The 19,523-nt window shown below is 69.3% G+C and carries 19 protein-coding genes; 12 read left to right on the top strand and 7 right to left on the bottom strand.

Annotation, left to right across the window (positions count from 1 at the left end; genetic code table 11):
* Window positions 1-2: 2 nt before the first annotated feature.
* The 4 genes from QE393_RS09765 to QE393_RS09750 are packed head-to-tail and all read right to left on the bottom strand — an operon-like array spanning window position 3 to window position 3,626.
* Window positions 3-659, bottom strand: coding sequence for a class II aldolase/adducin family protein (locus QE393_RS09765; RefSeq protein WP_273806242.1), 657 nt, complete (start codon window positions 657-659; stop codon window positions 3-5).
* Window positions 656-2,290, bottom strand: coding sequence for an FGGY-family carbohydrate kinase (locus QE393_RS09760; protein WP_273806243.1), 1,635 nt, complete (start codon window positions 2,288-2,290; stop codon window positions 656-658). The genes QE393_RS09765 and QE393_RS09760 overlap by 4 nt, the downstream gene beginning before the upstream one ends.
* Window positions 2,291-2,300: 10 nt before the next feature.
* Entirely contained in the window at window positions 2,301-3,185 is an 885-nt protein-coding gene (locus QE393_RS09755) for a TorF family putative porin (RefSeq protein WP_273806244.1), read from the bottom strand.
* 21 nt (window positions 3,186-3,206) lie between these two features.
* Window positions 3,207-3,626 carry a DUF2147 domain-containing protein gene (locus tag QE393_RS09750; protein ID WP_273806245.1) on the bottom strand — a complete coding sequence of 140 codons (420 nt, stop codon included), beginning with the start codon at window positions 3,624-3,626 and terminating at the stop codon, window positions 3,207-3,209.
* 148 nt (window positions 3,627-3,774) lie between these two features.
* Between QE393_RS09750 and QE393_RS09745 the strand changes: the two genes are divergently transcribed.
* Window positions 3,775-4,422 (top strand): TetR/AcrR family transcriptional regulator, encoded by a 648-nt coding sequence (locus QE393_RS09745; RefSeq protein WP_273806246.1) that lies wholly within the window; start codon window positions 3,775-3,777, stop codon window positions 4,420-4,422.
* Between the two features lie 80 nt (window positions 4,423-4,502).
* A complete protein-coding gene (locus QE393_RS09740; protein ID WP_273806247.1) occupies window positions 4,503-5,111 on the top strand; it encodes a DapH/DapD/GlmU-related protein in 609 nt (202 codons plus the stop codon).
* On the opposite strand, the gene QE393_RS09735 is transcribed toward QE393_RS09740, so the two are convergent.
* A complete protein-coding gene (locus QE393_RS09735; RefSeq protein WP_273806248.1) occupies window positions 5,108-5,683 on the bottom strand; it encodes a cysteine hydrolase family protein in 576 nt (191 codons plus the stop codon). The genes QE393_RS09740 and QE393_RS09735 overlap by 4 nt on opposite strands.
* A gap of 106 nt (window positions 5,684-5,789) precedes the next feature.
* Here QE393_RS09735 and QE393_RS09730 point away from each other — a divergent pair, with 106 nt between their 5' ends.
* The 9 genes from QE393_RS09730 to QE393_RS09690 all read left to right on the top strand — a co-directional run bounded on the left by QE393_RS09730 (window position 5,790) and on the right by QE393_RS09690 (window position 16,678).
* A complete protein-coding gene (locus tag QE393_RS09730; RefSeq protein WP_310043210.1) occupies window positions 5,790-6,776 on the top strand; it encodes a GlxA family transcriptional regulator in 987 nt (328 codons plus the stop codon).
* A 236-nt stretch (window positions 6,777-7,012) separates the two neighbouring features.
* On the top strand, window positions 7,013-9,043 hold the full coding sequence (locus tag QE393_RS09725) for an ATP-binding protein (RefSeq protein ID WP_310043207.1): 2,031 nt from the start codon (window positions 7,013-7,015) through the stop codon (window positions 9,041-9,043).
* A 199-nt stretch (window positions 9,044-9,242) separates the two neighbouring features.
* Entirely contained in the window at window positions 9,243-10,469 is a 1,227-nt protein-coding gene (locus tag QE393_RS09720) for an SfnB family sulfur acquisition oxidoreductase (RefSeq protein ID WP_273806251.1), read from the top strand.
* A gap of 4 nt (window positions 10,470-10,473) precedes the next feature.
* Complete coding sequence (locus QE393_RS09715) at window positions 10,474-10,830, top strand: hypothetical protein (RefSeq protein WP_273806252.1); 357 nt, start codon at window positions 10,474-10,476, stop codon at window positions 10,828-10,830.
* Between the two features lie 12 nt (window positions 10,831-10,842).
* Window positions 10,843-11,808, top strand: a complete 966-nt coding sequence (locus QE393_RS09710) for a sugar ABC transporter substrate-binding protein (protein ID WP_273806253.1) — start codon at window positions 10,843-10,845, stop codon at window positions 11,806-11,808.
* Window positions 11,805-13,343 carry a sugar ABC transporter ATP-binding protein gene (locus QE393_RS09705; RefSeq protein ID WP_310043205.1) on the top strand — a complete coding sequence of 513 codons (1,539 nt, stop codon included), beginning with the start codon at window positions 11,805-11,807 and terminating at the stop codon, window positions 13,341-13,343. Before QE393_RS09710 ends, QE393_RS09705 begins: the two co-directional genes overlap by 4 nt.
* A complete protein-coding gene (locus QE393_RS09700) occupies window positions 13,327-14,316 on the top strand; it encodes an ABC transporter permease (RefSeq protein ID WP_273806254.1) in 990 nt (329 codons plus the stop codon). The genes QE393_RS09705 and QE393_RS09700 overlap by 17 nt, the downstream gene beginning before the upstream one ends.
* Window positions 14,313-15,266, top strand: coding sequence for an ABC transporter permease subunit (locus tag QE393_RS09695; protein WP_273806255.1), 954 nt, complete (start codon window positions 14,313-14,315; stop codon window positions 15,264-15,266). The genes QE393_RS09700 and QE393_RS09695 overlap by 4 nt, the downstream gene beginning before the upstream one ends.
* 8 nt (window positions 15,267-15,274) lie before the next feature.
* Window positions 15,275-16,678, top strand: a complete 1,404-nt coding sequence (locus tag QE393_RS09690) for an LLM class flavin-dependent oxidoreductase (RefSeq protein WP_310043202.1) — start codon at window positions 15,275-15,277, stop codon at window positions 16,676-16,678.
* A gap of 22 nt (window positions 16,679-16,700) precedes the next feature.
* Here the strand turns inward: QE393_RS09690 and QE393_RS09685 are convergent, their stop codons facing one another.
* Together QE393_RS09685 and QE393_RS09680 are read right to left on the bottom strand one after the other, a co-directional pair.
* The gene (locus QE393_RS09685; RefSeq protein WP_273806257.1) at window positions 16,701-17,411 is read right to left on the bottom strand and encodes an SOS response-associated peptidase family protein; all 711 of its coding nucleotides are present in this window, start codon (window positions 17,409-17,411) and stop codon (window positions 16,701-16,703) included.
* 157 nt (window positions 17,412-17,568) lie between these two features.
* Window positions 17,569-18,432, bottom strand: coding sequence for an SDR family oxidoreductase (locus QE393_RS09680; RefSeq protein ID WP_273806258.1), 864 nt, complete (start codon window positions 18,430-18,432; stop codon window positions 17,569-17,571).
* A 93-nt stretch (window positions 18,433-18,525) separates the two neighbouring features.
* Here QE393_RS09680 and QE393_RS09675 point away from each other — a divergent pair, with 93 nt between their 5' ends.
* Window positions 18,526-19,416, top strand: coding sequence for a LysR family transcriptional regulator (locus QE393_RS09675; RefSeq protein ID WP_310043201.1), 891 nt, complete (start codon window positions 18,526-18,528; stop codon window positions 19,414-19,416).
* Window positions 19,417-19,523: the final 107 nt, after the last annotated feature.

Below are 19,523 nucleotides of genomic sequence, written 5' to 3'. Positions count from 1 at the left end.
CCTCAGGACGGGAGGGAGGCGGTGAGGGTGGTCAGCAGGCGCTGGCGCGCCAGGCTGTCGGCGGCGGAGACGCCGGGTCGGTTGGCGATACGGCCGACCAGGTAGTGCTCGCAGAAGGCTTCCAGCTGCTCCAGCACCGCCAGGGTCTGGCGCGCGCTGGCGCCGTAGCAGAGCACCCCGTGGTTGCGCAGCAGATAGGCCGGGCTCTCGGCGCTCAGGGCGCGATCCAGGCGCTTGGCCAGCCAGCCGGTGCCGGAGGGGGCATAGCCCACCAGCGGCAAGCGGCGGCCCAGTTCGGGCCAGCGCTCGGGGTCGTCGACGCTCAGGGCCTCGCCCAGCAGGGTGCAGGCGCTGGCCAGCGGCTGGTGGGTGTGCAGGCTGCAGCCCGCGGCCGGAAAGCGCCGCAGCACCCGGGCGTGCAGCCCGGTTTCCACCGAGGGTGCGCGATCGCCTTCGAGCTGGTGCAGGTCGGCCAGGCGCAGGATGCAGACGTCTTCCGCGCCCATCTGGTAGTAGTCGAGGGCGGAGGGGGTCACCGCGATTCGCTCGGCGTCCAGGCGCAGGGCCAGGTTGCCGCCGGTGGCGGCGAAGAAGCCGCGGCGCACCAGGTGCAGGCAGAGATCGACCACCTGTTCGCGCGCTTCGAGGGTATCGCTCATGGTCGGGCTCCCTGGTTGGGGTTGAGGCGGCGGTAGAGCGGCGCCAGGCGCCGGCGGACTTCGAGAAAGGTGGCGTAGCTGTCGTCGTAGCGCGCCCGCGCCTGGGGGCAAGGCTGGTAGAGACGCGGCGGTCGCTGCAGCGCCGGCACGTCGCTGAAGGTCAGGGCGCCGATGCCGGCGGCGGCGATATAGGCCGAGCCCCGGGCATTGGCCTGGATGGGCGCATCGGGCTGGGCGATCACGTGGCCGGTGACGTCGGCCATGATCTGGCACCAGAGATTGGACTGGGCGCCGCCGCCCACCGCGGTGATCCGCTCCGGTCGGCGGCCGAGGAAGCGGCCGAAGGGTTCCAGCATCCAGCGGGTGTTAAGCGCCACCCCTTCGAGAAAGGCGCGGATGATGTCTTCCCGCGTGTGCTCCAGCGACAGGTTGATCAGCGCCGCGCGCAGGCTGGGATCGTCCACCGGGCTGCGCTCGCCATACAGCCAGGGGGTGTAGAGCAGCCCGCGGGCGCCGGCCGGCACCCGGGCGGCGATGCGGTCGAGCAGCGCATAGAGATCCGGGTGCTGTTCGTCGCTGAGGAGTTCGTCCGGGTGGTAGAGCACCTTGTCGCGCAGGAAGGACAGGTTGGCACCCGCCGCGGTCTGCAGCGCCATGGCCAGGTAGCGGCCCTTGACCGCGCTGGGCACGGCGGCCATGTGGCGCAGGACATCGGACTTCTTGAAGGGCACGTGGGCGCCCAGCCAGGAGGAGGTGCCCAGGTAGAGGTGCGGCGCGAAGTCTTCCACCGCGGAGCCCACCGCCACTGCCGAGGTGTCCACCGAGCCGGCCACCACCGGCGTGCTGCGCGGCAGACCGAGCTGGGCGGCCACCGCGCCGGTCAGGGTACCGATCACCTCCGCGGAATCCACCAGATCGGGCAGCTTGTCGCGGTCGAAGCCCAGGGTGCGGATCAGCCCGGCGTCGTACTTCACCTGACGCGAATCGCGGTTGTCGGTGATCCAGGCGGTGCAGATGGAATCGGCGGTGGCGCAGCAGCGACCGGTAAGGCGCAGATTCATGAAGTCGAGGACATTGAGAAACTTCACCGTGCGCGCATAGCGCTCCGGCTGGTGGTCCTGCAGATAGGCGATGTGCCCGGCGGAATCCTTGCCCGACAGCGAGGGCGCGCCGCCGGTGAGGCGGATCCAGCGCCACAGCTTGAACGGCGAGTAACCGGCCACCTTGAGCCGGCCGCCGCCGACCCGCCGCGCCACGGATTCGGCGCCGCGCATGTCCAGCCAGAGCAGCGCCCGGCCCAGGGCCTGGCCGTTGGCGTCCACGCACACCGTGCCCTCGGTCTGGGTCGAGCAGCACACCGCCACCACCCGCCGCCGCCGCGCCGGATCCGCCGCCAGCAATTCGCCGGCGCCGCGCAGGAAGGCCTGCCACCAGTCTTCCGGTTCCTGTTCGGCGCTGTGCCCTTCGACGTGCAGGGTGACGCCATGGAAGGTCCAGGCGACCACCTCGCCGCCAAGGGTGACCAGCGCGCTCTTGCAGCCGGAGGTGCCGAGGTCCACCACCAGCACCAGGCCGTCGAGGGCGGTGGCCTGGGCCGGCGCGGGCGGCGTGGCGAAGACGTGAGGTTTCATGGGCGCCGGCTCAGAAGGGACGGGCCACGGACAGCACCCAGCGGGCCTCGTCCGTCGCGCGCTGATGGTCGCCGTCTTCGGCGATGTAGAGTTCGCGCGCCCGGGTATGGGGGCTCAGGTAGTCCAGGCCGAAGTCGAAGCCCCAGTGGCGATGCACCAGGCCGACGCCGTAGTCGCTGAAGTTGGCCTCGGAGAAATTGCGGATCTGCTGGTAGCCGGCGTGCAGCTTGAGGCTGGTGCGCGGGGTCAGCTCGTAGCGATAGTCCAGGTCGTAGAGCAGGCTGCCGCGGGAGTTGTGCTCGCCCTTGGCATAGCACTCCAGGCCCTTGGTGGGATCGGGGTTGAATTGCAGCTGGGCGCCGCAGACGCCGGCGGTGTTGGCACCGCGATAGTTTTCCGAGAGCACGTTGAGGATGCGCCCCTGCAGTGCCCCGTAGCCGATCTCCAGCACGGCGAACTGGCTGTTGTAGTTGGTGCTGCGCAAGCCATCGGGGGCGCCGGTCTCCGGATCGATGCGGCTGGGCGCCTTGAAGTGGGCCCCGGGAAAGAATTCCCCGGCCAGCCCGACGCCGAAGTGCCAGGCCTCCGGATCGCCGAAGCGGTAGCCGCCGGCCAGCAGCACGTTGGCGCCATCGCCGTCGAGGAACTGCTTCTTGCTCACGGTGCCGAGTTCCGCCAGGCCGATCAGGCCGCTTTCGTGGGCGAATTCCACGGTGACCTTGGCCCCTGGCCGATTGAGCGAATCCGAGATGCTGCGGTTGCGCACGTCCGAGAGCAGGCTCGGGGTGATGGTCAGAGCATAGCTGGCCAGGTCGTCATCGGCCTGGACCGCGCTGCCGAGAATGCTCAGGCACAGCAGGGCCGCCGCCTGGGTGCGGTGAAGAATCCGGTTCATGGGGTCGCTCCTTGCGGTGGCTTAGCTGCAGTGCGGGGTGGCGGGGAGGGTGCTCAGCGGGGTGAGCTGTTCGGTCTTGCCGAGCACCTCGGTGCCGACATAGGCGCGGATGTTGAGGTCGTCGCCCTTGCGGCGGACGTAGCCCTTGTACTTCTTGCCATCGCGCGGATCGAACACCCAGCCGTCGCGCCAGGTGCCGCCGTCGTCGCGACTCATCTGGAAGATGCGGGTGCCGCAGGTGTCATGGGCATTGCCGGCGTCCTTGTCCCAGACGATGGTGCCGCACAGGGCACTGGCGTTGTCGGCGCAGGGCGTGACCTTGACGGCGGCGCCCTGGTCGGCGGTCAGCCAGAGACCCTGGACCGGTGCGGCGTCGGCCGCCAGAACCGGGGCCAGGGGTAGCGCCCAGAGGGCGACGGCGAGCGCGAAGGGTGTTTTCATGGAGGAGACTCCTGCTGTTTGTTGTGGTTGTGGCTGGAGGCAGTAAGGGCAACGCGGTTGCTGATATGATAGTTGTCGCTACACGATAGTTATAACTATCATTTTACTGCCCATCAAGGTGTTTTTTCGTCTAGCCGAGAGCTTTTTCATGGTCGCCAAAGAGTCCGCTCCATCCCCCCGCGCCACGCCCAAGGCCCGCCCCAGCCAGCAGCGGGCAGCGGAAACCTACGAACGCATCCTGGCCGCGGCGGCGGAGGTGCTCTGTCAGGTCGGCATCGAGCGGCTGTCGACCAATCTGGTCTGCGACTGCGCGGGGCTGACCCCGCCGGCGCTCTACCGCTACTTTCCCAACAAGTACGCCCTGCTGGAGGAACTGGGCCGGCGCCTGCTGGAGAAGCAGAATGCGCAGATAGACGGGCGGATCAATGCCGAGCTGCTGGCCGGTCCTTTGGAGCGGGTGGAAGACGTCTTGACCGGGCTTTTGCTGGATACCTACCGGGTCACCGCCGAGACCGCCGGTGGCATGTGGATCCTCAAGGCGCTGCGCGCGGTGCCCTCGCTGGAGCACGTGCGCCTGGATTCGCACCGCCGGGTGGCGGCGCAGCAGGCCGCGTTGCTGGTACTGCTGCTGCCCAGCCTGCCGCCGGCCGCCGTCGCCCAGGTCGCGCGGATCGTGGTCGAGCTGATCCACTCCACCGTGGAGTTGCTGTTCGATGAGGAACTGCTGGCGGAAAGCACCTGCCGCACCGTCGCGGCCATGCTCAGCGGCCATCTGGGGCGCCTGCGCGACGCCTGAGCCGTTCGCCCGCCCGGGCGAGCATCCGCTGGGAACACAGGTCAGAATCGGCAGGCGTTCCACCACTGCCAAGGCCCGTCATGCCGGATCTGGATATCGCCACCTTCATCACCGCCTGGCCCAGTCTGGGCCTGGAGCCCGCCGCGCCCTGGACGCATACCGGCGCCTGCGAGGAGCAGGTCAGGGTGCTGCTGGCGCGCCTCGGTCCCGGCTATCGGCGCCAGGGCGACAGCGCCATCCACGAGACCGCGGTGGTGGAGGCGGGCGCGGTGCTCAAGGGACCGGTCATCATCGGCCCGGGCACCCTGGTGGCGGCGGGCGCCTATCTGCGCGGCGGTGTCCACCTGGGCGCCCACTGCGTGGTGGGTCCGGCCTGCGAGTTGAAGAGCAGCCTGCTGCTGGACGGCAGCAAGCTCGCCCACTTCAATTTCGTCGGGGATTCGCTGATCGGCAGCGGGGTGAATCTGGAGGCGGGCGCCATCGTCGCCAACTACCGCAACGAAAGTGACGGCGCGGTCATCCGCATCCGCCACGGAGAGCAGGTGATCGATACCGGGGTGATCAAGTTCGGCGCCCTGATCGGCGATGGTTGCCGGCTGGGCGCCAATGCGGTCATCGCGCCGGGCGCGCTGCTGCCGCCGGGCACCCGGGTCGCGCGGCTGGGGCTGATCGACCAGGGCGTGCCTTAAGGCGCTTCGGGCGCCGCCCTGCCTTGGCCGGCGAGATAGGAGTCGGTGGACGCCAGGCTCGCATAGGCGAAGGCCAGCGCGGCCATCAGGGCGGCGTGCACCTGGGCCGCCGGCACCCGGACTCCGGCGAATTCCAGCTCCAGGGTGGCGCAGGCGTCATGGATCACGGTCACGGCGTAGCCCAGATCAGCTGCGGCGCGAACGCCGGCGTCGATGCACATATGGCTCATGGCGCCCACCACCACCAGCGATTCGATACCGCGCTCGTCCAGCAGCTGCTCGAGCGAGGTCTCGCGAAAGGCATTGGGATAGTGCTTCACCACCACCGGCTCGCCGGCCCGGGGCACGACGGCGGCCTGGAACTCCACGCCATCGCTGCCGGGCACGAAGATCGGCGCCTCGGCGCTCAGCGATTGATGCTGCACATGGATCACCGGGACGCCCTGGTCTCGGGCGTGGGCGATGATCCGCGCGGCATTGGCGACCGCCGCCTCGATGCCACTGAGGGGCAGTTTGCCGCGGGGGAGGTATTCGTTCTGCAGATCGATGACTACGACGGCGTGCTTGCTCATGTCCAGCCTCTCGGAAGATGCTTCAGGTTTGGGTCCGGCCATGATTGGCCAGCCGCGCCTGCGGGCGAAGAGGCGTGACCGACAACTTCAGGGGCGCCAGCGACACATGCACGATCAACCACCGATCGAACTCGGCCTGCTGCTCTATCCCGGCGTGCAACAGGCGACGGTACTCGGCCTCACCGACCTGTTCGAGATCGCCGGACGCATCACCGGGACCGCGGAGGATGCCGAGCGCCCGCGACTGCGCGTCAGCCACTGGCGGCTGGAGGAGGGCGAGACGCTGCCCAGACGGGTCTACGATTCCCTGCCCGGGGCAGATAGCGCGCTTCAGGTGCTGATCCTTCCACCCAGTCTGGCGGAGCCGATTTCACCCGCTGCCGCCGCGCCCTATCGTGACTGGCTCCGCCAACGGCATGGCGAGGGCGTGCGCCTGGCCTCGATCTGCGCCGGTGCCTTTCTGCTGGCGGAAACCGGTCTGCTCGATGGCCGCACCGCCACCACCCACTGGCTGCATGTCGAGCGCTTCGCCGCCCGTTTTCCGGCCGTGAGCCTGGACGCCGACCAGTTGCTCATCGATGGCGAGGACCTGGTCACCGCGGGCGGTCTCATCGCCTGGACCGATCTCGGCCTGCGCCTGGTCGATCGCTACCTGGGCGCCAGGCGCATGCTCGACACCGCGCGGACCCTGGTCATCGACCCGCCTGGCCGACAGCAGCGCTACTACAGCGCCTTTTCGCCGCGCCTGAACCACGGCGACAGCGCCATCCTCGCCGTGCAGGAATGGCTGCAGGCGACGGGCGCCCAGGACCTCGCCCTGGACACCCTGGCCCACCGCGCCGGACTCGAGCCGCGCACCTTTCTGCGCCGCTTTCGCCAGGCCACCGGCATGACCACCACCGCCTATTGCCAGCAACTGCGCGTCGGTCGCGCCCGCGAGTTGCTGCAGGCCAGCCGGCTGCCCCTGGAACGGGTCGCCTGGGAGGTCGGCTACAGCGATCCGGGCGCCTTCCGCAAGGTCTTCACCCGCGTGGTGGGGCTGAGTCCGGGGGATTACCGCAGAAGATTCGGCGGCGCGCTGAGCGGGCGGTGAGGCCAGCGCGTCTCGCGCCGAGGGTTCGTCACGCCCCGGAGCGGTCAGGGCCTGGCCGGCGTCCGCGCATGGTCGGTCGGCTGACTCGGGGGTCGACCGCGCCCCAGGAGGCGTCTCGTCTTGGCGGTGGAACCCAGCCCTGGCCAGTGGCCTCCACAGAAGGAGAAAAAGACCGAGTTGCCTGGGGTCTACCCGGCAACCACCCGTTTCGCGCTGACCGATCTATGCAGGTACCCATGCCTCAGGATCCAGACTTCCAACTGCTCTTCGAACGCCTTCCTCATCTGGTGCTGGTGCTCGCTCCTGGCCCCGACTTCATCATGGTGGCGGCCAACGAAGGGCGCCTGCGCGGCACCAATACCCGGCGCGAGGACTGCATCGGGCGCTCGATATTCGAAGTGTTCGGGCGCAACCCCGACGGCAAGTCGGAGTTCGGCGCCGGGGTGCTGTGCGCCTCTTTCGAGCGGGTGATCCAGAGCCGCGAGCCGGATCGCATGGCGGTCACCCAGTACGACATCCCGCGGCCAGACAGCGAGGGCGGCGGCTTCGAGGTGCGTTACTGGAGCCCGCTCAACGTCCCGGTGCTGGACGACCGCGGCGAGGTCATCTACATCATCCACCAGACCGAAGACGTCACCGAGCAGATACTCGCCCAGCAACACTCCCGCTCGAGCCTCAAGCTCGCCGACGAACGCTTTCGCGCCGCGCTGCTGGCCTCCGAGGCCGGCATCTTCGACTGGTACCTCGACGAATGCCGCTTCTACTGCGACAGCGCGCTGCAGCAGCTTTTCGGCCTGCCCGATGTCCTCACGGCCGACCCCGTCGAGCGCTTCCTGGACTTCGTCCAGGTGGATGACCGGGAGCGGGTCCGCCGGTGCCTGGTCGACTGCCTGGACGGCAAGGATTTCGTCGTCGAATTCCGGCTCCAGCGCGGACCGCGCGAACAGTGGCTGCTGAGCAAGGGCAAGGTCTTTCGCGACGCCGCCGGCCAGCCCTCCTATGTGACCGGCACCTGCGCCGACGTCACGGCCCGCAAGCAGGCCGAAAAGGCCTTGTCGGAACTCAACGAGACGCTCGAGGCGCGGGTCGCCGCCGAGGTGGCCGAGCGTTCCCGGGTGGAAGACACCCTGCACCAGGCGCAGAAGATGGAAGCGGTCGGCCAGCTCACCGGCGGCATCGCCCACGACTTCAACAACCTGCTCACCGGCATCATCGGCAGCCTGGAGCTGATGCAGCGGCGCCGGCGCGGCGGGGATTCCAGCGAGGACGAGCGCTACATCAACGCGGCGGTCACCTCGGCGCAGCGGGCGGCGGCGCTCACCCAGCGGCTGCTGGCGTTTTCCCGCCGCCAGACCCTGGATCTCAAACCCCTCGAGGTCAATCCGCTGGTGGCGTCGCTGGAAGACCTGCTGCATCGCACCCTGCGCGAAAACATCAGCATCCGGACGCAGCTGGCGGCGGGCCTGGCGCTGGTGCGGATGGATGCCAACCAGCTGGAAAGCGCCATCATCAACCTGGCCATCAACGCCCGCGATGCCATGCCGAAGGGCGGCACCATCACCATCACCACCGCCGCCGTGCACCTCACTGCGGAGCAGGGCGCGGCCCTGGAGCTCAGGGAAGGCGACTATGTGCTGCTCAGCGTGACCGATACCGAGCTGGGGATGACCCCCGACGTGCTGGCCAAGGTCTTCGAGCCCTTCTACACCACCAAGCCGATCGGCCAGGGCACGGGGCTGGGGCTGTCCATGGTGTATGGCTACATGCGCCAGGCCAACGGCGCGGTGCGGATCCGCTCGCAGCCGGGCAAGGGCACCCGCGTCGAACTCTACATGCCGTGCCTGGGTGGCGAGGTGGGCCTCCTCGCGGTCGAGGAGCAGAAAATCGCGCCGCTGGGCGGTGGCGAAGTCGTGCTGGTCGTCGAGGATGAAGTCGTGGTCCGCTCGCTGATCCTGGAGGTGCTGAGCGAACTGGGCTACCAGACCCTCGAGGCGGCGGATGCCCAGGAGGCCATTCCGTTCCTGGAAAATCCCCAGCGCATCGACCTGATGATTTCCGACGTGGGCCTGCCCGGCATGAACGGCCGCCAGCTGGCGGATCTGGCCCAGGCCAATCGCCCTGAGCTCAAGGTGCTGCTGGCGACCGGCTACGCGGAAGGCTCCAACGTGGAGGGTTATCTCGCCCCCAACATGGAGATCATCACCAAGCCCTTCGCCATCGACGCCCTGGCCAACAAGATCAGCGAGATGTTGAATCCGGAGGGTTGAGCGGCGTCCTGGGGCAGTCTCACGGCTTGCCCGGGTTGTTGCCCAGGGCTGTCCGCCGGGCAACAGTTGTCTGCCGAGGTGTCTGGTCAGCGACTTCCAAGTATCGGGATATTTATATAAGTCGCTGATATAGATCGTATTTTTGGCGATGGCACAGCTCGTGCTCTGGCTCAGGGGTTACCGCCAAGGGAGTCCCTGCATGGTCGTCGCCACCTCGCTCAATACCGTCCCCCGTGCTGTCCCCGAACGTCCTGCCACGCGCTTGCGCGACGCCGCCGAGGCCCTCGATGCCGCGGCGGCCCTGGCGGAGGATTTCGCCCGCGATGCGCTCAGTCGTGATCAGGAGCGCCGCCTGCCCTGGGCCGAGATCGAGCGCTTCTCGGCCAGTGGACTCTGGGCCATCACCGTGCCGCGGTCGTTCGGCGGCGCCGGGGTGGGATTCGGCACCGTCGCCGAAGTCATCGCCCGTATCTCCGCGGCCGATCCCTCCCTGGGGCAGCTGCCGCAGAACCACCTGGGCGTGGTCAACAACCTGCTGCTGACCGGCAGTCCGGATCAGCAGCGCCACTACCTCGGCCTGGTGCTCCAGGGCTATCGCTTCGGCAATGCCTTCTCAGAGGCGCGCAGCAAGACCGTCACCCAGTTCGAGACGCGCATCCGCTTCACCGGGGACACCGCCTGGATCGATGGCGAGAAGGCCTATTGCACCGGCGCGCTGTTCGCCCATGTGGTCCCCACGGTCGCGCTGGACGAGGAGGGCTTGGCCCATCTCGCCCTGGTCCCGCGCGATGCCGGTGGCCTGACGGTGATCGACGACTGGGACGGCTTCGGCCAGCGCACCACCGCCAGCGGCCGGGTGCAGCTCAAAGGCGTCAGTGTCCGGCGCAGCGCGGTGCTGCCGGCCTGGAAGGCCTTCGAACGGCCGACGGCGGACGGCCCGGTATCCCAGATCATCCAGGCGGCGGTGGATGTCGGCATCGCTCGCGGCGCCTTCGCCGCCAGCCTGGCCGCTGCCCGGCTGGCGCGGCCCTGGACCGACAGCGGGCTCGAGCACGGCTGGCAGGATCCGCTGAGCCAGGCGCTGATCGGCGACCTGAGCTGGCGGCTGGCCGCCGCCGAGGCCTTGCTGGAAGACGCCGGCGCTGCCGTCGACCGGGCACTGGCGGCGCCCTCCGCGGCCAGCGTCGCCGAAGCCTCGGTGGTTGTGGGGCAGGCCAAGGTCGCCTCCACCGAGATCGCCCTGGCCGCCGCCAATCGCCTCTGCGAACTGGGCGGCACCCGCAGCGTCTCGGCCCGCTTCGGCCATGACCGCCACTGGCGCAATGCGCGTACCCATACCCTGCACGATCCGGTGCGCTGGAAATACCACCTGATCGGCAACAACCTGCTCAACGGCGTCGAGCCGCCTCGTCACGCCTGGAACTGATGCCATGACCGATCTCGCCCCTGCCATCCACGCCGAACTCGCCTTCGCCGAACAGGTGCTCGCGCACCTGCGCGAGGCACTGGCCCAGGACGTTCGCGCCCGCGATCCGCTGGTGATCGCCGCGGTGGGTGACCTCCAGGTGCGCCTGGCCGCCGCGCGCGCTCTGCAGCGTCCGCACCGCAGCGAGGACGCACCGGTACGCCAGCTCCAGCTGCGCCTGGCCACCGACCACGCCCGCCAGCTCGCCGCCGAACTCCAGCGCGAATGGCTGACGGACGCCCCGGCGCCCCGTCAGCCCGGGCCGAGCGTTCGCGACCTCCGGCGCCTGCTGGGCGAGTATCACCTGACGATCACCGACTAGAAAAGGACTGCCATGTCACTGCGTACACTGCTTCGTTCCCTCCTGCTGGTGCCGCTGCTGGCCACGGCCGCGCTGGCGGCTGCCGACGAGATCCCGTCGCTGGCCGGCAAGCGCATCGCCATCAGCATGACCGGCACCAGCCACTATTTCGATCTCAAGGCCTTCCAGGCCCAGGTGGAAGAGGTCAAGCGGCTGGGCGGCACGCCCATCACCCTGGACGCCGGTCGCAACGACAAGAATCTGGTGACCCAGCTGCAGACCCTGGTGACCCAGAAGCCGGACGCGGTGATCCAGACCCTGGGCACCCTGAGCGTGATAGACCCCTGGCTGCGCCGCATCCAGGCGGCCGGCATCCCGCTGTTCACCATCGATGCGCCGTCCCAGTACAGCCTCAACAACACCACCTCGGACAACGCCGCCGCCGGGCGGGAGCTGGCCGAGCAACTGGCGAAGGACACCGGCGGCAAGGGCGACATCCTGGTGTTCAACGGCTTCCAGGGCGTGCCGGTCTGCGCCATCCGCTACGCCGAGCTGCGCAAGGTGCTCGACGCCCATCCGGGACTGAAGATCATCCAGCCCGAGTTGCGCGACGTGATTCCCAACACCGTGCAGGACGCCCGTGGCCAGATCGCGGCGCTGCTCAACAAGTATCCCAAGGGCCAGATCGCCGCCATCTGGTCGGCCTGGGACATTCCCCAGCTCGGTGCCAGCCAGGCGCTGATCGAAGCCGGTCGGACCGAGATCAAGACCTATGGCGTCGACGGTACCCCCGAGGTGCTGGAGTTGCTCAAGCGCGGCGACAGTCCGGTCGGCGCGGTGGTCGCCCAGCAACCGGCGCTGATGGGCCGGACCGCGGTGCAGAACGTCGCCCGGTATCTGGCCGGTGCGCGCGATCTGCCCAAGGAGACCCATGTGGCGACCCTGCTCACCACCCCTGCCAACCTGAATCAGGTCGCGGCGCTGCGAGGTGATCCATGAGCAGGGCGATCCTCGAGCTGCAGGGCATCTCCCGGCGTTATGGCGCCACCCAGGCGCTGGACGGCGTGGACCTGACCCTCAGGGCCGGCGAGATCCACGGGCTGATCGGCGAGAACGGTGCCGGCAAGTCCACCCTGATCAAGGTGCTCGGCGGCCTGGTGACACCGGATGCCGGCGCGCTGCGCCTGGACGGCCAGTCGCTGCTCGGCGCGGGGCCGCGCGAGCTGGCGCGGCGCGGGGTATCCATCATCCACCAGGAGCGGCTGCTGCCGCCCAATTTCACCCTGGCCGAGGCGCTGTTCTTCGGTCAGGAGCGACGCCTTGGCCCGCTGCTGGATCGCCGTGGGCAGGAACGGGCGGCGGAGCGGTTGCTGGCCGAGCGCTTCGGCCTGGACTGCCGCGCGCGAACCCGGGTGGCGGAGCTGAGCAGCGCCGAACAGCAGCTGCTGCAGATCAGCCGGGCGCTGCTCGGCACGCCCAAGGTGCTGGTGCTCGACGAACCCACGGTGGCCCTGGCCCATGGCGAGGTGGAGCGCCTGCTGAGCCTGCTGCGCCAGTTGCGCGACCAGGGGCTGGCCCTGCTCTATGTGTCCCACTACCTGCAGGAGGTCGAGCGCCTCTGCGATCGCGCCACGGTACTGCGCGGCGGCCGGGTGGTGGCGGAGGTGACGCCCAGCGTGACGCCGGCAGCGGCCATGGCGCGGTTGATGATCAACCGGGAGCTGGGCGAGGCCTATCCCAAGGCCCAGGCGGCACCGGGCGAGGTGTTGCTGGAGACCCGCAGGCTGGGCCGTCCGGGCGCCTTCGCCGAGGTCGACCTGCAGGTGCGCCGCGGCGAGGTGGTCGGGGTCGCCGGCCTGGTGGGCTCGGGCGCCAAGGAGCTGCTCAAGACACTGTTCGGCCTGTTGCCGGTAGCCGAGGGCGAAATGCTGCTGGACGGTCGCCCGCACCGTTTCGCCAGTCCCCGCGCGGCGGTGCGGGCGGGTCTGGCGCTGTTGCCGGAGAATCGCCGCCAGCAGGGCGTGGCCCTGGATCTCACCGTGACCGAGAACCTCACCCTGGCGGCCCTGGAGCGCTTCAGCCGCTACGGGCTGCGCTTGCCAGGGGCCGAGCGTCGCGCCGCCCATGGGTTCCGCCAGGCGCTGGACATCCGCACCCCGGACCTGGATACCCCGGTGCGGCACCTGAGTGGCGGCAACCAGCAGAAGGTCGCCCTGGGCAAATGGCTGGCCCGGGACGCGCGACTCTATCTGCTCGACGAACCCAGCGTGGGCATCGATCTCGCCGCCCGCGCCGAACTCTATCGCCAGGTCGCCCGGCTGGTGGAGCAGGGCGCCGGCGTGCTGATCCTGTCGGTGGATCTGCCCGAACTGCTCAATCTCTGCGACCGTATTCACGTGATGCATCGCGGCCGCCTGCTGCCGGCACGCCCGGCGGCCGAATCGACGGCGGAGGAGCTCCTGGCGGCCGCCACCGGAGCCAGCGAATGGCCCGCCAGACAGCAGCGGAGGGCGGATCTTGGCCTCGCGTCCTGAGCGGTTGTCGATCCCGGTCCCGACCTGGCGCCCGGACCTCTGGCGCCATGGCGCGCTGCTGGCCTTCGCGGTGATCGCGGCCCTGTTCGCCTGGCGCGCGCCGGGCTTTCTCGGGTCAGGCAATCTGGCCAACATCCTGGCCCAGGCCGCCATTCCCGGCATTCTCGCCTTGGGCCTGACCCTGGTGATCGTCGGCGGCGGGGGCAACGTGCTCGCCGGTGGCCTGGACCTCTCGCTGGCGGCCAATCTCGGACTCTGCGCGGCGCTGCACGCGACCCTGGTCAACGCCGGCTACGGTGCGCCACTGGCCATCGGCCTGACCCTGGTCTGCGGGCTGCTGGTCGGAGCGCTCAACGGCCTGACGGTGACCCTGCTGGGCCTGCCGCCGCTGCTGGCCACCCTGGCCAGTCTCAACGTGGTGGCCGGTCTGGAACTGGTGCTGAGCGAAAATACCGTGCTGCCGGCCAGCGCGCCCTGGCTGGATCTCCTGGGCCTCGGCAGCTGGCTGGGGATACCGGCCGCGGGTTGGGTGCTGCTGCTGACCGCTCTGGCGCTGGCGGTGCTGCTGCAGCGCACCCCCTATGGGCTGCGCCTGGCGGCGGTGGGCGATCATCCCGAGGCGGCCCGCGCCGCGGGTCTGCCGGTGCGCGGGCTGGTGTTTTCCAGCTATCTGCTGGCCGGCGGTTGTGCGGGCCTGGCAGCGCTGCTGTCGGTCGCCTGGTTCAGCGGCAGTACCCCGGGTTCGGGCGAGCTGCTGCTGCCGGTGGTGGCCATCGCCTTTCTCGGCACGGTGTTCTCCTGGCGCGCGCAACCCAGCGTCGGCGGCACCCTGCTGGCGGCGCTGCTGGTGGGCATGCTCGGCAATGGCTTCCAGTTGCTCGGGGTGAGCAGCTTCCTGGTCAATGGCGTCCAGGGTGTGCTGATCCTGCTGGTGGTGGCCGCGGCCAGCCTGCGCCAGGAGAGCCGCCGATGAACGCGAACCTTGCCCTCGGCCGGTCCGGTCTGCGCCTGGCATTGCCGCTGCTGTTCCTGGCGCTGGTGGTGGTCTTCGCCCTGGCCGCTCCCGGCTTTCTTAGTCAGGGCAACCTGCTCAGCCTGTTGCTGAACAATGGCCTGGTCCCGGCGCTGGTGGCCCTGGGGTTGACCTACGCCATCGCCGCGGGCGGCATCGATCTTTCGGTGGGCATCGCCCTGGATCTGGCGGCCTTCGGTTGCATCGCCTTGCTCAACGCCGGTTGGCCGCTCGCCGTGGCGCTCGCCGGCGGGGTGGGGCTGGGCTTGCTGGTGGGGCTGGCCAACGCCTTGCTGGTGGCCGGTGTGGGGCTGTCGCCGTTCCTGGCCAGCCTGGGCGTGCTGTTCATCGGTACCAGCCTGCAACAGCTGCTGTCCGAGGGCGGCCTGCCGCTCTACCTCAAACCCGAATTCCGACCCCCCGCGAGCAGCTGGCTGGGCGCACCGGCGGCGGTCTGGGCGGTGGCGCTGCTGGCACTACTCTACGGGGTGGTACTGGCGCGCGGACGCCTGGGTCGCGCCCTGCTGGCCCTGGGCAGCCAGCCGCTGGTAGCGCGTCATTCGGGGTTGGCGCTGCGCCGCCTGGCGCTCTGGACCTGCCTGGCCACGGCCTTGGCGGCGGCGGTCGCCGGCATCCTGCTGGCGCTGCGCATCGATGCCTATGTGCCGCTCTCGGGCAATGCGTACCTCATCAACGGCATCGGCGCCGTCTTCATCGGCGCCAGCCTCAATCGCCACGGCCGGCCCAACGTCCCCGGCAGCCTGCTAGGCGTGCTGCTGCTGGCGGTGGCCGCCAACGGCCTGCTGCTGGTGGGCTGGAATTTCTACTGGCAACAGGTGGCCACCGGGCTGCTGATCCTGCTGGTGCTGACCCTCAACCAATTGGCACGGCGCCGCGACGCGTCGCGCTAGGAGTCCCCATGTCCCGCGAAATCCGCCTCAATGCCTTCGACATGAATTGCGTGGCCCACCAGTCGCCCGGACTGTGGCGCCATCCGCGCGACCGCTCCTGGGAGTACAAGGACCTCGAGTACTGGACGGAGCTGGCGCAACTGCTCGAACGCGGGCTGTTCGACGGCCTGTTCATCGCCGATGTGCTCGGCCTCTACGACGTCTACGGCGGCGGCCCGGCGGCGACCCTGCGCGAGGCCACCCAGGTGCCGGTCAACGATCCCCTGGCGCTGATCACCCCCATGGCGGCGGTGACCCGTCACCTGGGTTTCGGCCTCACCGCCTCCCTGAGCTTCGAGCATCCCTATCCCTTCGCCCGGCGGCTTTCCACACTGGATCACCTGACCCGGGGGCGCATCGGCTGGAACATCGTCACCTCCTACCTGGAAAGCGGCGCGCGCAACCTCGGCCAATCCGCCCAGGCCGACCACGATGCGCGCTACGACTACGCCGAGGAATACCTGCAGGTGGTCTACAAGCTGCTGGAAGGCAGCTGGGAAGAGGGCGCGGTGCTGCGTGACCGCGCCTCCGGGCGCTTCACCGATCCGGCCAAGGTGCATCCCATCGGCCACCACGGCCGGCACTTCCAGGTGCCCGGCTATCACCTCTGCGAACCCTCGCCGCAGCGCACGCCCGTGCTCTACCAGGCCGGCGCCAGCAGCCGTGGCCGACAGTTCGCCGCCGAGCACGCCGAATGCGTCTTCGTCGCCGCCCCGTCCAAGACGGTGCTGAAGAAAACCGTGGCCGACATCCGCCGCCGGGCCGCCGAGGCCGGTCGCGATCCGCGCCGGGTGCTGATCTTCAATCTGCAAACGATCATCGTCGGCGAGACCGATGCCCAGGCGCGGGCGAAGTGGCAGGACTACAGGGGCTACGTGAGCTACGAAGGCGCCCTGACGCTGATCTCCGGCTGGACCGGTATCGACTTTGCCGCCTACCGCCCGGACCAGGTCCTCAAGCACCTGCACACCAATGCCATCCAGTCCGCCGTGGAGGCCTTCTCCACCGCCGATGCCGGCAAGCAATGGACGGTGCAGGAACTGGCCGACTGGGTCGGCATCGGCGGCTTCGGACCGCTGCTGGTAGGCAGCCCGGCGACCGTGGCGGACGAGTTGCAGAGCTGGGTCGAGGAGACCGACGTGGATGGCTTCAACCTCGCCTATGCGGTGACCCACGAGACCTTTGCCGACGTGGTGGAATTGCTGGTGCCGGAGCTGCAGCGGCGCGGGGTCTACAAGCGCGCCTATCAGCTGGGCACGCTGCGCGAGAAGCTCGGCAGCGCCGGCCCGCGGCTGCCAGAGAACCATCCGGCCGCCGGCTATCGCGACCTGGCGCGGCAGCGGGAGGGGAGTGCGATACCGGTGCCGGCCTAGAGGATCGGGCCCGACGCCTGATTCATACCAGCGGCTCGGCGATCCGCTCCAGCAACTCGGGTCCATCGTTCTTCACGCTGCCCACGGCCTTGCCCACCGGGTACCAGTCGAAGGCGTCCACCGGCGTGCCCTCGACCTCGCCGATCTCGCTGGCGCGTTCCAGGGGCAGCTCGGGGTCCAGCCATTCGCGCGCCACGGCGGGTGGCAGGACCAGCGGGCGGCGGTCGTGGATGTCGACCATGCCGGCGTCGGAGGCAGCCGTGATGATGACGAAGCCGTCATCGTCCTGGGCTGCCTGGTCGGCCGGACGGAAGTGGCCGATGGCGGCGAAGAACAGCGGCTCGCCGGATTTCAGCCGGATGAAGTAGGGCTGCTTGAGCTTGGGATCGGCGGGATCCTTCTTCCATTCGTACCAGCCATCGGCGATCACCAGGGCACGGCCTTTTTGCCAGAGGCCGCGAAACATCCGGCTGCTGGCCGCCGTCTCGACGCGGGCATTGATCACCGGTGGGCGCTTGGCCTGGCGCGCCCAGGCGGGCTGGTAGCCCCAGCGCACCGGATCCAGGTGCAGGCCATCGGCCTGCTGGTGGAGCAGCTGAACCCGGGTGCCGGGCGCCACGTTGTAGCGCCCCAGGGCGCGGGGTTCCAGGCCGGTGCGGACGTCCGAGACGCCGGCGCCGAGGGCGTCCAGGTAGTCGAGGGCATAGCGATACTGGGCAAAGCGGCCACACATGGCGGACTCCTGGCAAGGCGTGCGGGCAGCCGCGGTATCCGGCTGCGCCCGGGCGGTTGAGGTGCGCTACATGAGGGCGCTGTCCTCAGGATGGGACACTGCCGCTCGCGCAAAGTACCGACTCCGGGCGTCGTTCAGACGGCTAGAGCGGAGGCGTTCAGCCGATCAGCGCCTTGGCGAAGTCGCTATAACCATGCAGCGGGCGCCCCAGCAGCCGGACCAGCCGTTCGCGGTCGCCGGGCTCGGGCAGCATGCCGTCGCTGACATAGCGCTCGGCCATGAGCCTCATCTCGTAGGCCATCCAGGCCGGCATGAAGGTCGCCATGTTCTGCTCGAAGCCGCGCGGATCGTCGCCGGCGTAGTGGATGGGGCGCCCCAGCAGCTCGCTCCAGATCGCCGCGGCGCCTGCGCCGGTGAGGATGTCCGGGCCGACCAGGTTGAGGGTCTCGCTGGGCAGTCTGCCCGGCGCCTGGTCGCGGCGGATGAGTTCGAGGGCGGCGACCTCGGCGATGTCCCGGGTGTCGACCATGGCCAGGCCCTTGCTGCCGAGGGGCATGGGGTAGATCCCGTGCTGCAGGATGACGTCCCTGAGCCTGGCTTCGTTGTCGATGAAGTAGGTGGGCCGCAGGACGGTGGCGCCGAAGCCCATGGCCGCAAGCATGCGTTCACCGCCGAATTTCACCGCGAAGTGCGGCACGTTGACCGCGCTGTCGGCGCCGAAGACCGAGAGGTAGACGACCCGCTCGACACCGCTCTCCCGGGCGATGTTGAGGGTGATGAGCGCCTGGGTGAATTCGTCGCCGGTCACGGCGTTCAGCAGGAAGAGGGTGGAAACGCCGGCGAAGGCGCGGCGCAGGGCGGCGAGATCGAGCAGGTCGCCCGGCATGACTTCGACAGAGGCGGGAAAATCGGCGCTGGCCGGATTGCGGGTCAGCACCCGCACCTTGGCATCGCGCTGCACGAGCTGCTGAACGAGGTGGCGGCCTACGCGGCCGGTGGCGCCAGTGACGAGGATGGTCATGTCGGTAACTCCAGGTGGGTGAGGGGTAGAGCCACCTTAAGTCGTCTCGCGGATCACCAATAGTCGCTAAGATAGAGACCCACCGTTCCAGATATGAGACAGCTAAATGGACTTCGCCTGCTCGTCGACTTCCAGCTCATCGCTACCCACGGCGGCATCGGCAAGGCCAGTCGCGCCAGTGGTCGACCCAAGGCCAGCCTGTCGCGGCGACTGGCCGAACTGGAAGTCGCCCTGGGCGTCAGGCTGATCGAGCGCGGTGGCCGCAGCCTCGTCCTGACGCCGGCCGGTGCCGACCTGGCGGCCCGGACCCAGGGGCCGCTGCGCGAATTGCAGGAGGCGCTGGCGGCGGTGCAGGAGGGGGTGGCGGTGCCGCGCGGGCGGTTGCGCATCGCGGCGCCGCTGCTGTTTTCCCAGGTGGCGCTGGGACGCCTGAGCGCGGATTTTCGCCGCCAGTACCCGGAGATCCTGATCGAGGCAGTGGCCGAGGATCGCCTGGCCGATCTGGTGGAGGAACATTTCGACCTGGCCATCCGCATCAATCCGGCGGCCGACAGCCGTCTGGTGGGGCGCTGCTTCGCCCGCGATCGCAGGGTGCTGGTGGCGGCCCCCGGCCTTGAGCGCCCACGTGCGTCCGCTGCCGAACCTGTACCCCTGCCGGCGGTGGTCATGTCCGGCCATCGCGACGGCGAGGTCTGGACGCTGGCGGAAGACGGGACGCGCTTCCTGCCCCAGCCGGTGTTGCAGCTGACCTCGCTGCTGACGATCCGCGAGGCCGTGCTCGCTGAAGCGGGCGCGGCGCTGTTGCCGCTGTCACTGGTCCAACGCCCGCTGGACGAGGGCGCGCTCAGGTGCTGGGGCACCCTGGCCGGTGAGACCGAACTCTGGGTGCTGCACACCTCGCGGCGATTGCAGAGCCCCAAGGTCAGGGCCTTCGTCGATTTCCTCTGCGCGCGCTATCCGGACGGGGCCTTTGCGCTGGACTAGCGGGGGCAGAGACCAGGTCCGCCGACCACGAGACGACAGCCTGCGTATCACCCTCGGCCCTTTGTCCGGATAATGGCGGCCAATCTGTCTCCAAACCGGAATGCTGT

The sequence above is a fragment of the Pseudomonas sp. SORGH_AS_0211 genome (assembly GCF_031453455.1).
GTDB lineage: Bacteria > Pseudomonadota > Gammaproteobacteria > Pseudomonadales > Pseudomonadaceae > Chryseomonas > Chryseomonas aestiva.
This window is presented reverse-complemented; position numbering and strand designations above follow the sequence as displayed.

Bases quoted from the DNA above. Each gene is read 5' to 3' on its own strand.
- QE393_RS09765 (WP_273806242.1), bottom strand. From the start codon at position 659: ATGAGCGATACCCTCGAAGCGCGCGAACAGGTGGTCGATCTCTGCCTG.
- QE393_RS09760 (WP_273806243.1), bottom strand. From the start codon at position 2,290: ATGAAACCTCACGTCTTCGCCACGCCGCCCGCGCCGGCCCAGGCCACC.
- QE393_RS09755 (WP_273806244.1), bottom strand. From the start codon at position 3,185: ATGAACCGGATTCTTCACCGCACCCAGGCGGCGGCCCTGCTGTGCCTG.
- QE393_RS09750 (WP_273806245.1), bottom strand. From the start codon at position 3,626: ATGAAAACACCCTTCGCGCTCGCCGTCGCCCTCTGGGCGCTACCCCTG.
- QE393_RS09745 (WP_273806246.1), top strand. From the start codon at position 3,775: ATGGTCGCCAAAGAGTCCGCTCCATCCCCCCGCGCCACGCCCAAGGCC.
- QE393_RS09740 (WP_273806247.1), top strand. From the start codon at position 4,503: ATGCCGGATCTGGATATCGCCACCTTCATCACCGCCTGGCCCAGTCTG.
- QE393_RS09735 (WP_273806248.1), bottom strand. From the start codon at position 5,683: ATGAGCAAGCACGCCGTCGTAGTCATCGATCTGCAGAACGAATACCTC.
- QE393_RS09730 (WP_310043210.1), top strand. From the start codon at position 5,790: ATGCACGATCAACCACCGATCGAACTCGGCCTGCTGCTCTATCCCGGC.
- QE393_RS09725 (WP_310043207.1), top strand. From the start codon at position 7,013: ATGCCTCAGGATCCAGACTTCCAACTGCTCTTCGAACGCCTTCCTCAT.
- QE393_RS09720 (WP_273806251.1), top strand. From the start codon at position 9,243: ATGGTCGTCGCCACCTCGCTCAATACCGTCCCCCGTGCTGTCCCCGAA.
- QE393_RS09715 (WP_273806252.1), top strand. From the start codon at position 10,474: ATGACCGATCTCGCCCCTGCCATCCACGCCGAACTCGCCTTCGCCGAA.
- QE393_RS09710 (WP_273806253.1), top strand. From the start codon at position 10,843: ATGTCACTGCGTACACTGCTTCGTTCCCTCCTGCTGGTGCCGCTGCTG.
- QE393_RS09705 (WP_310043205.1), top strand. From the start codon at position 11,805: ATGAGCAGGGCGATCCTCGAGCTGCAGGGCATCTCCCGGCGTTATGGC.
- QE393_RS09695 (WP_273806255.1), top strand. From the start codon at position 14,313: ATGAACGCGAACCTTGCCCTCGGCCGGTCCGGTCTGCGCCTGGCATTG.
- QE393_RS09690 (WP_310043202.1), top strand. From the start codon at position 15,275: ATGTCCCGCGAAATCCGCCTCAATGCCTTCGACATGAATTGCGTGGCC.
- QE393_RS09685 (WP_273806257.1), bottom strand. From the start codon at position 17,411: ATGTGTGGCCGCTTTGCCCAGTATCGCTATGCCCTCGACTACCTGGAC.
- QE393_RS09680 (WP_273806258.1), bottom strand. From the start codon at position 18,432: ATGACCATCCTCGTCACTGGCGCCACCGGCCGCGTAGGCCGCCACCTC.
- QE393_RS09675 (WP_310043201.1), top strand. From the start codon at position 18,526: ATGAGACAGCTAAATGGACTTCGCCTGCTCGTCGACTTCCAGCTCATC.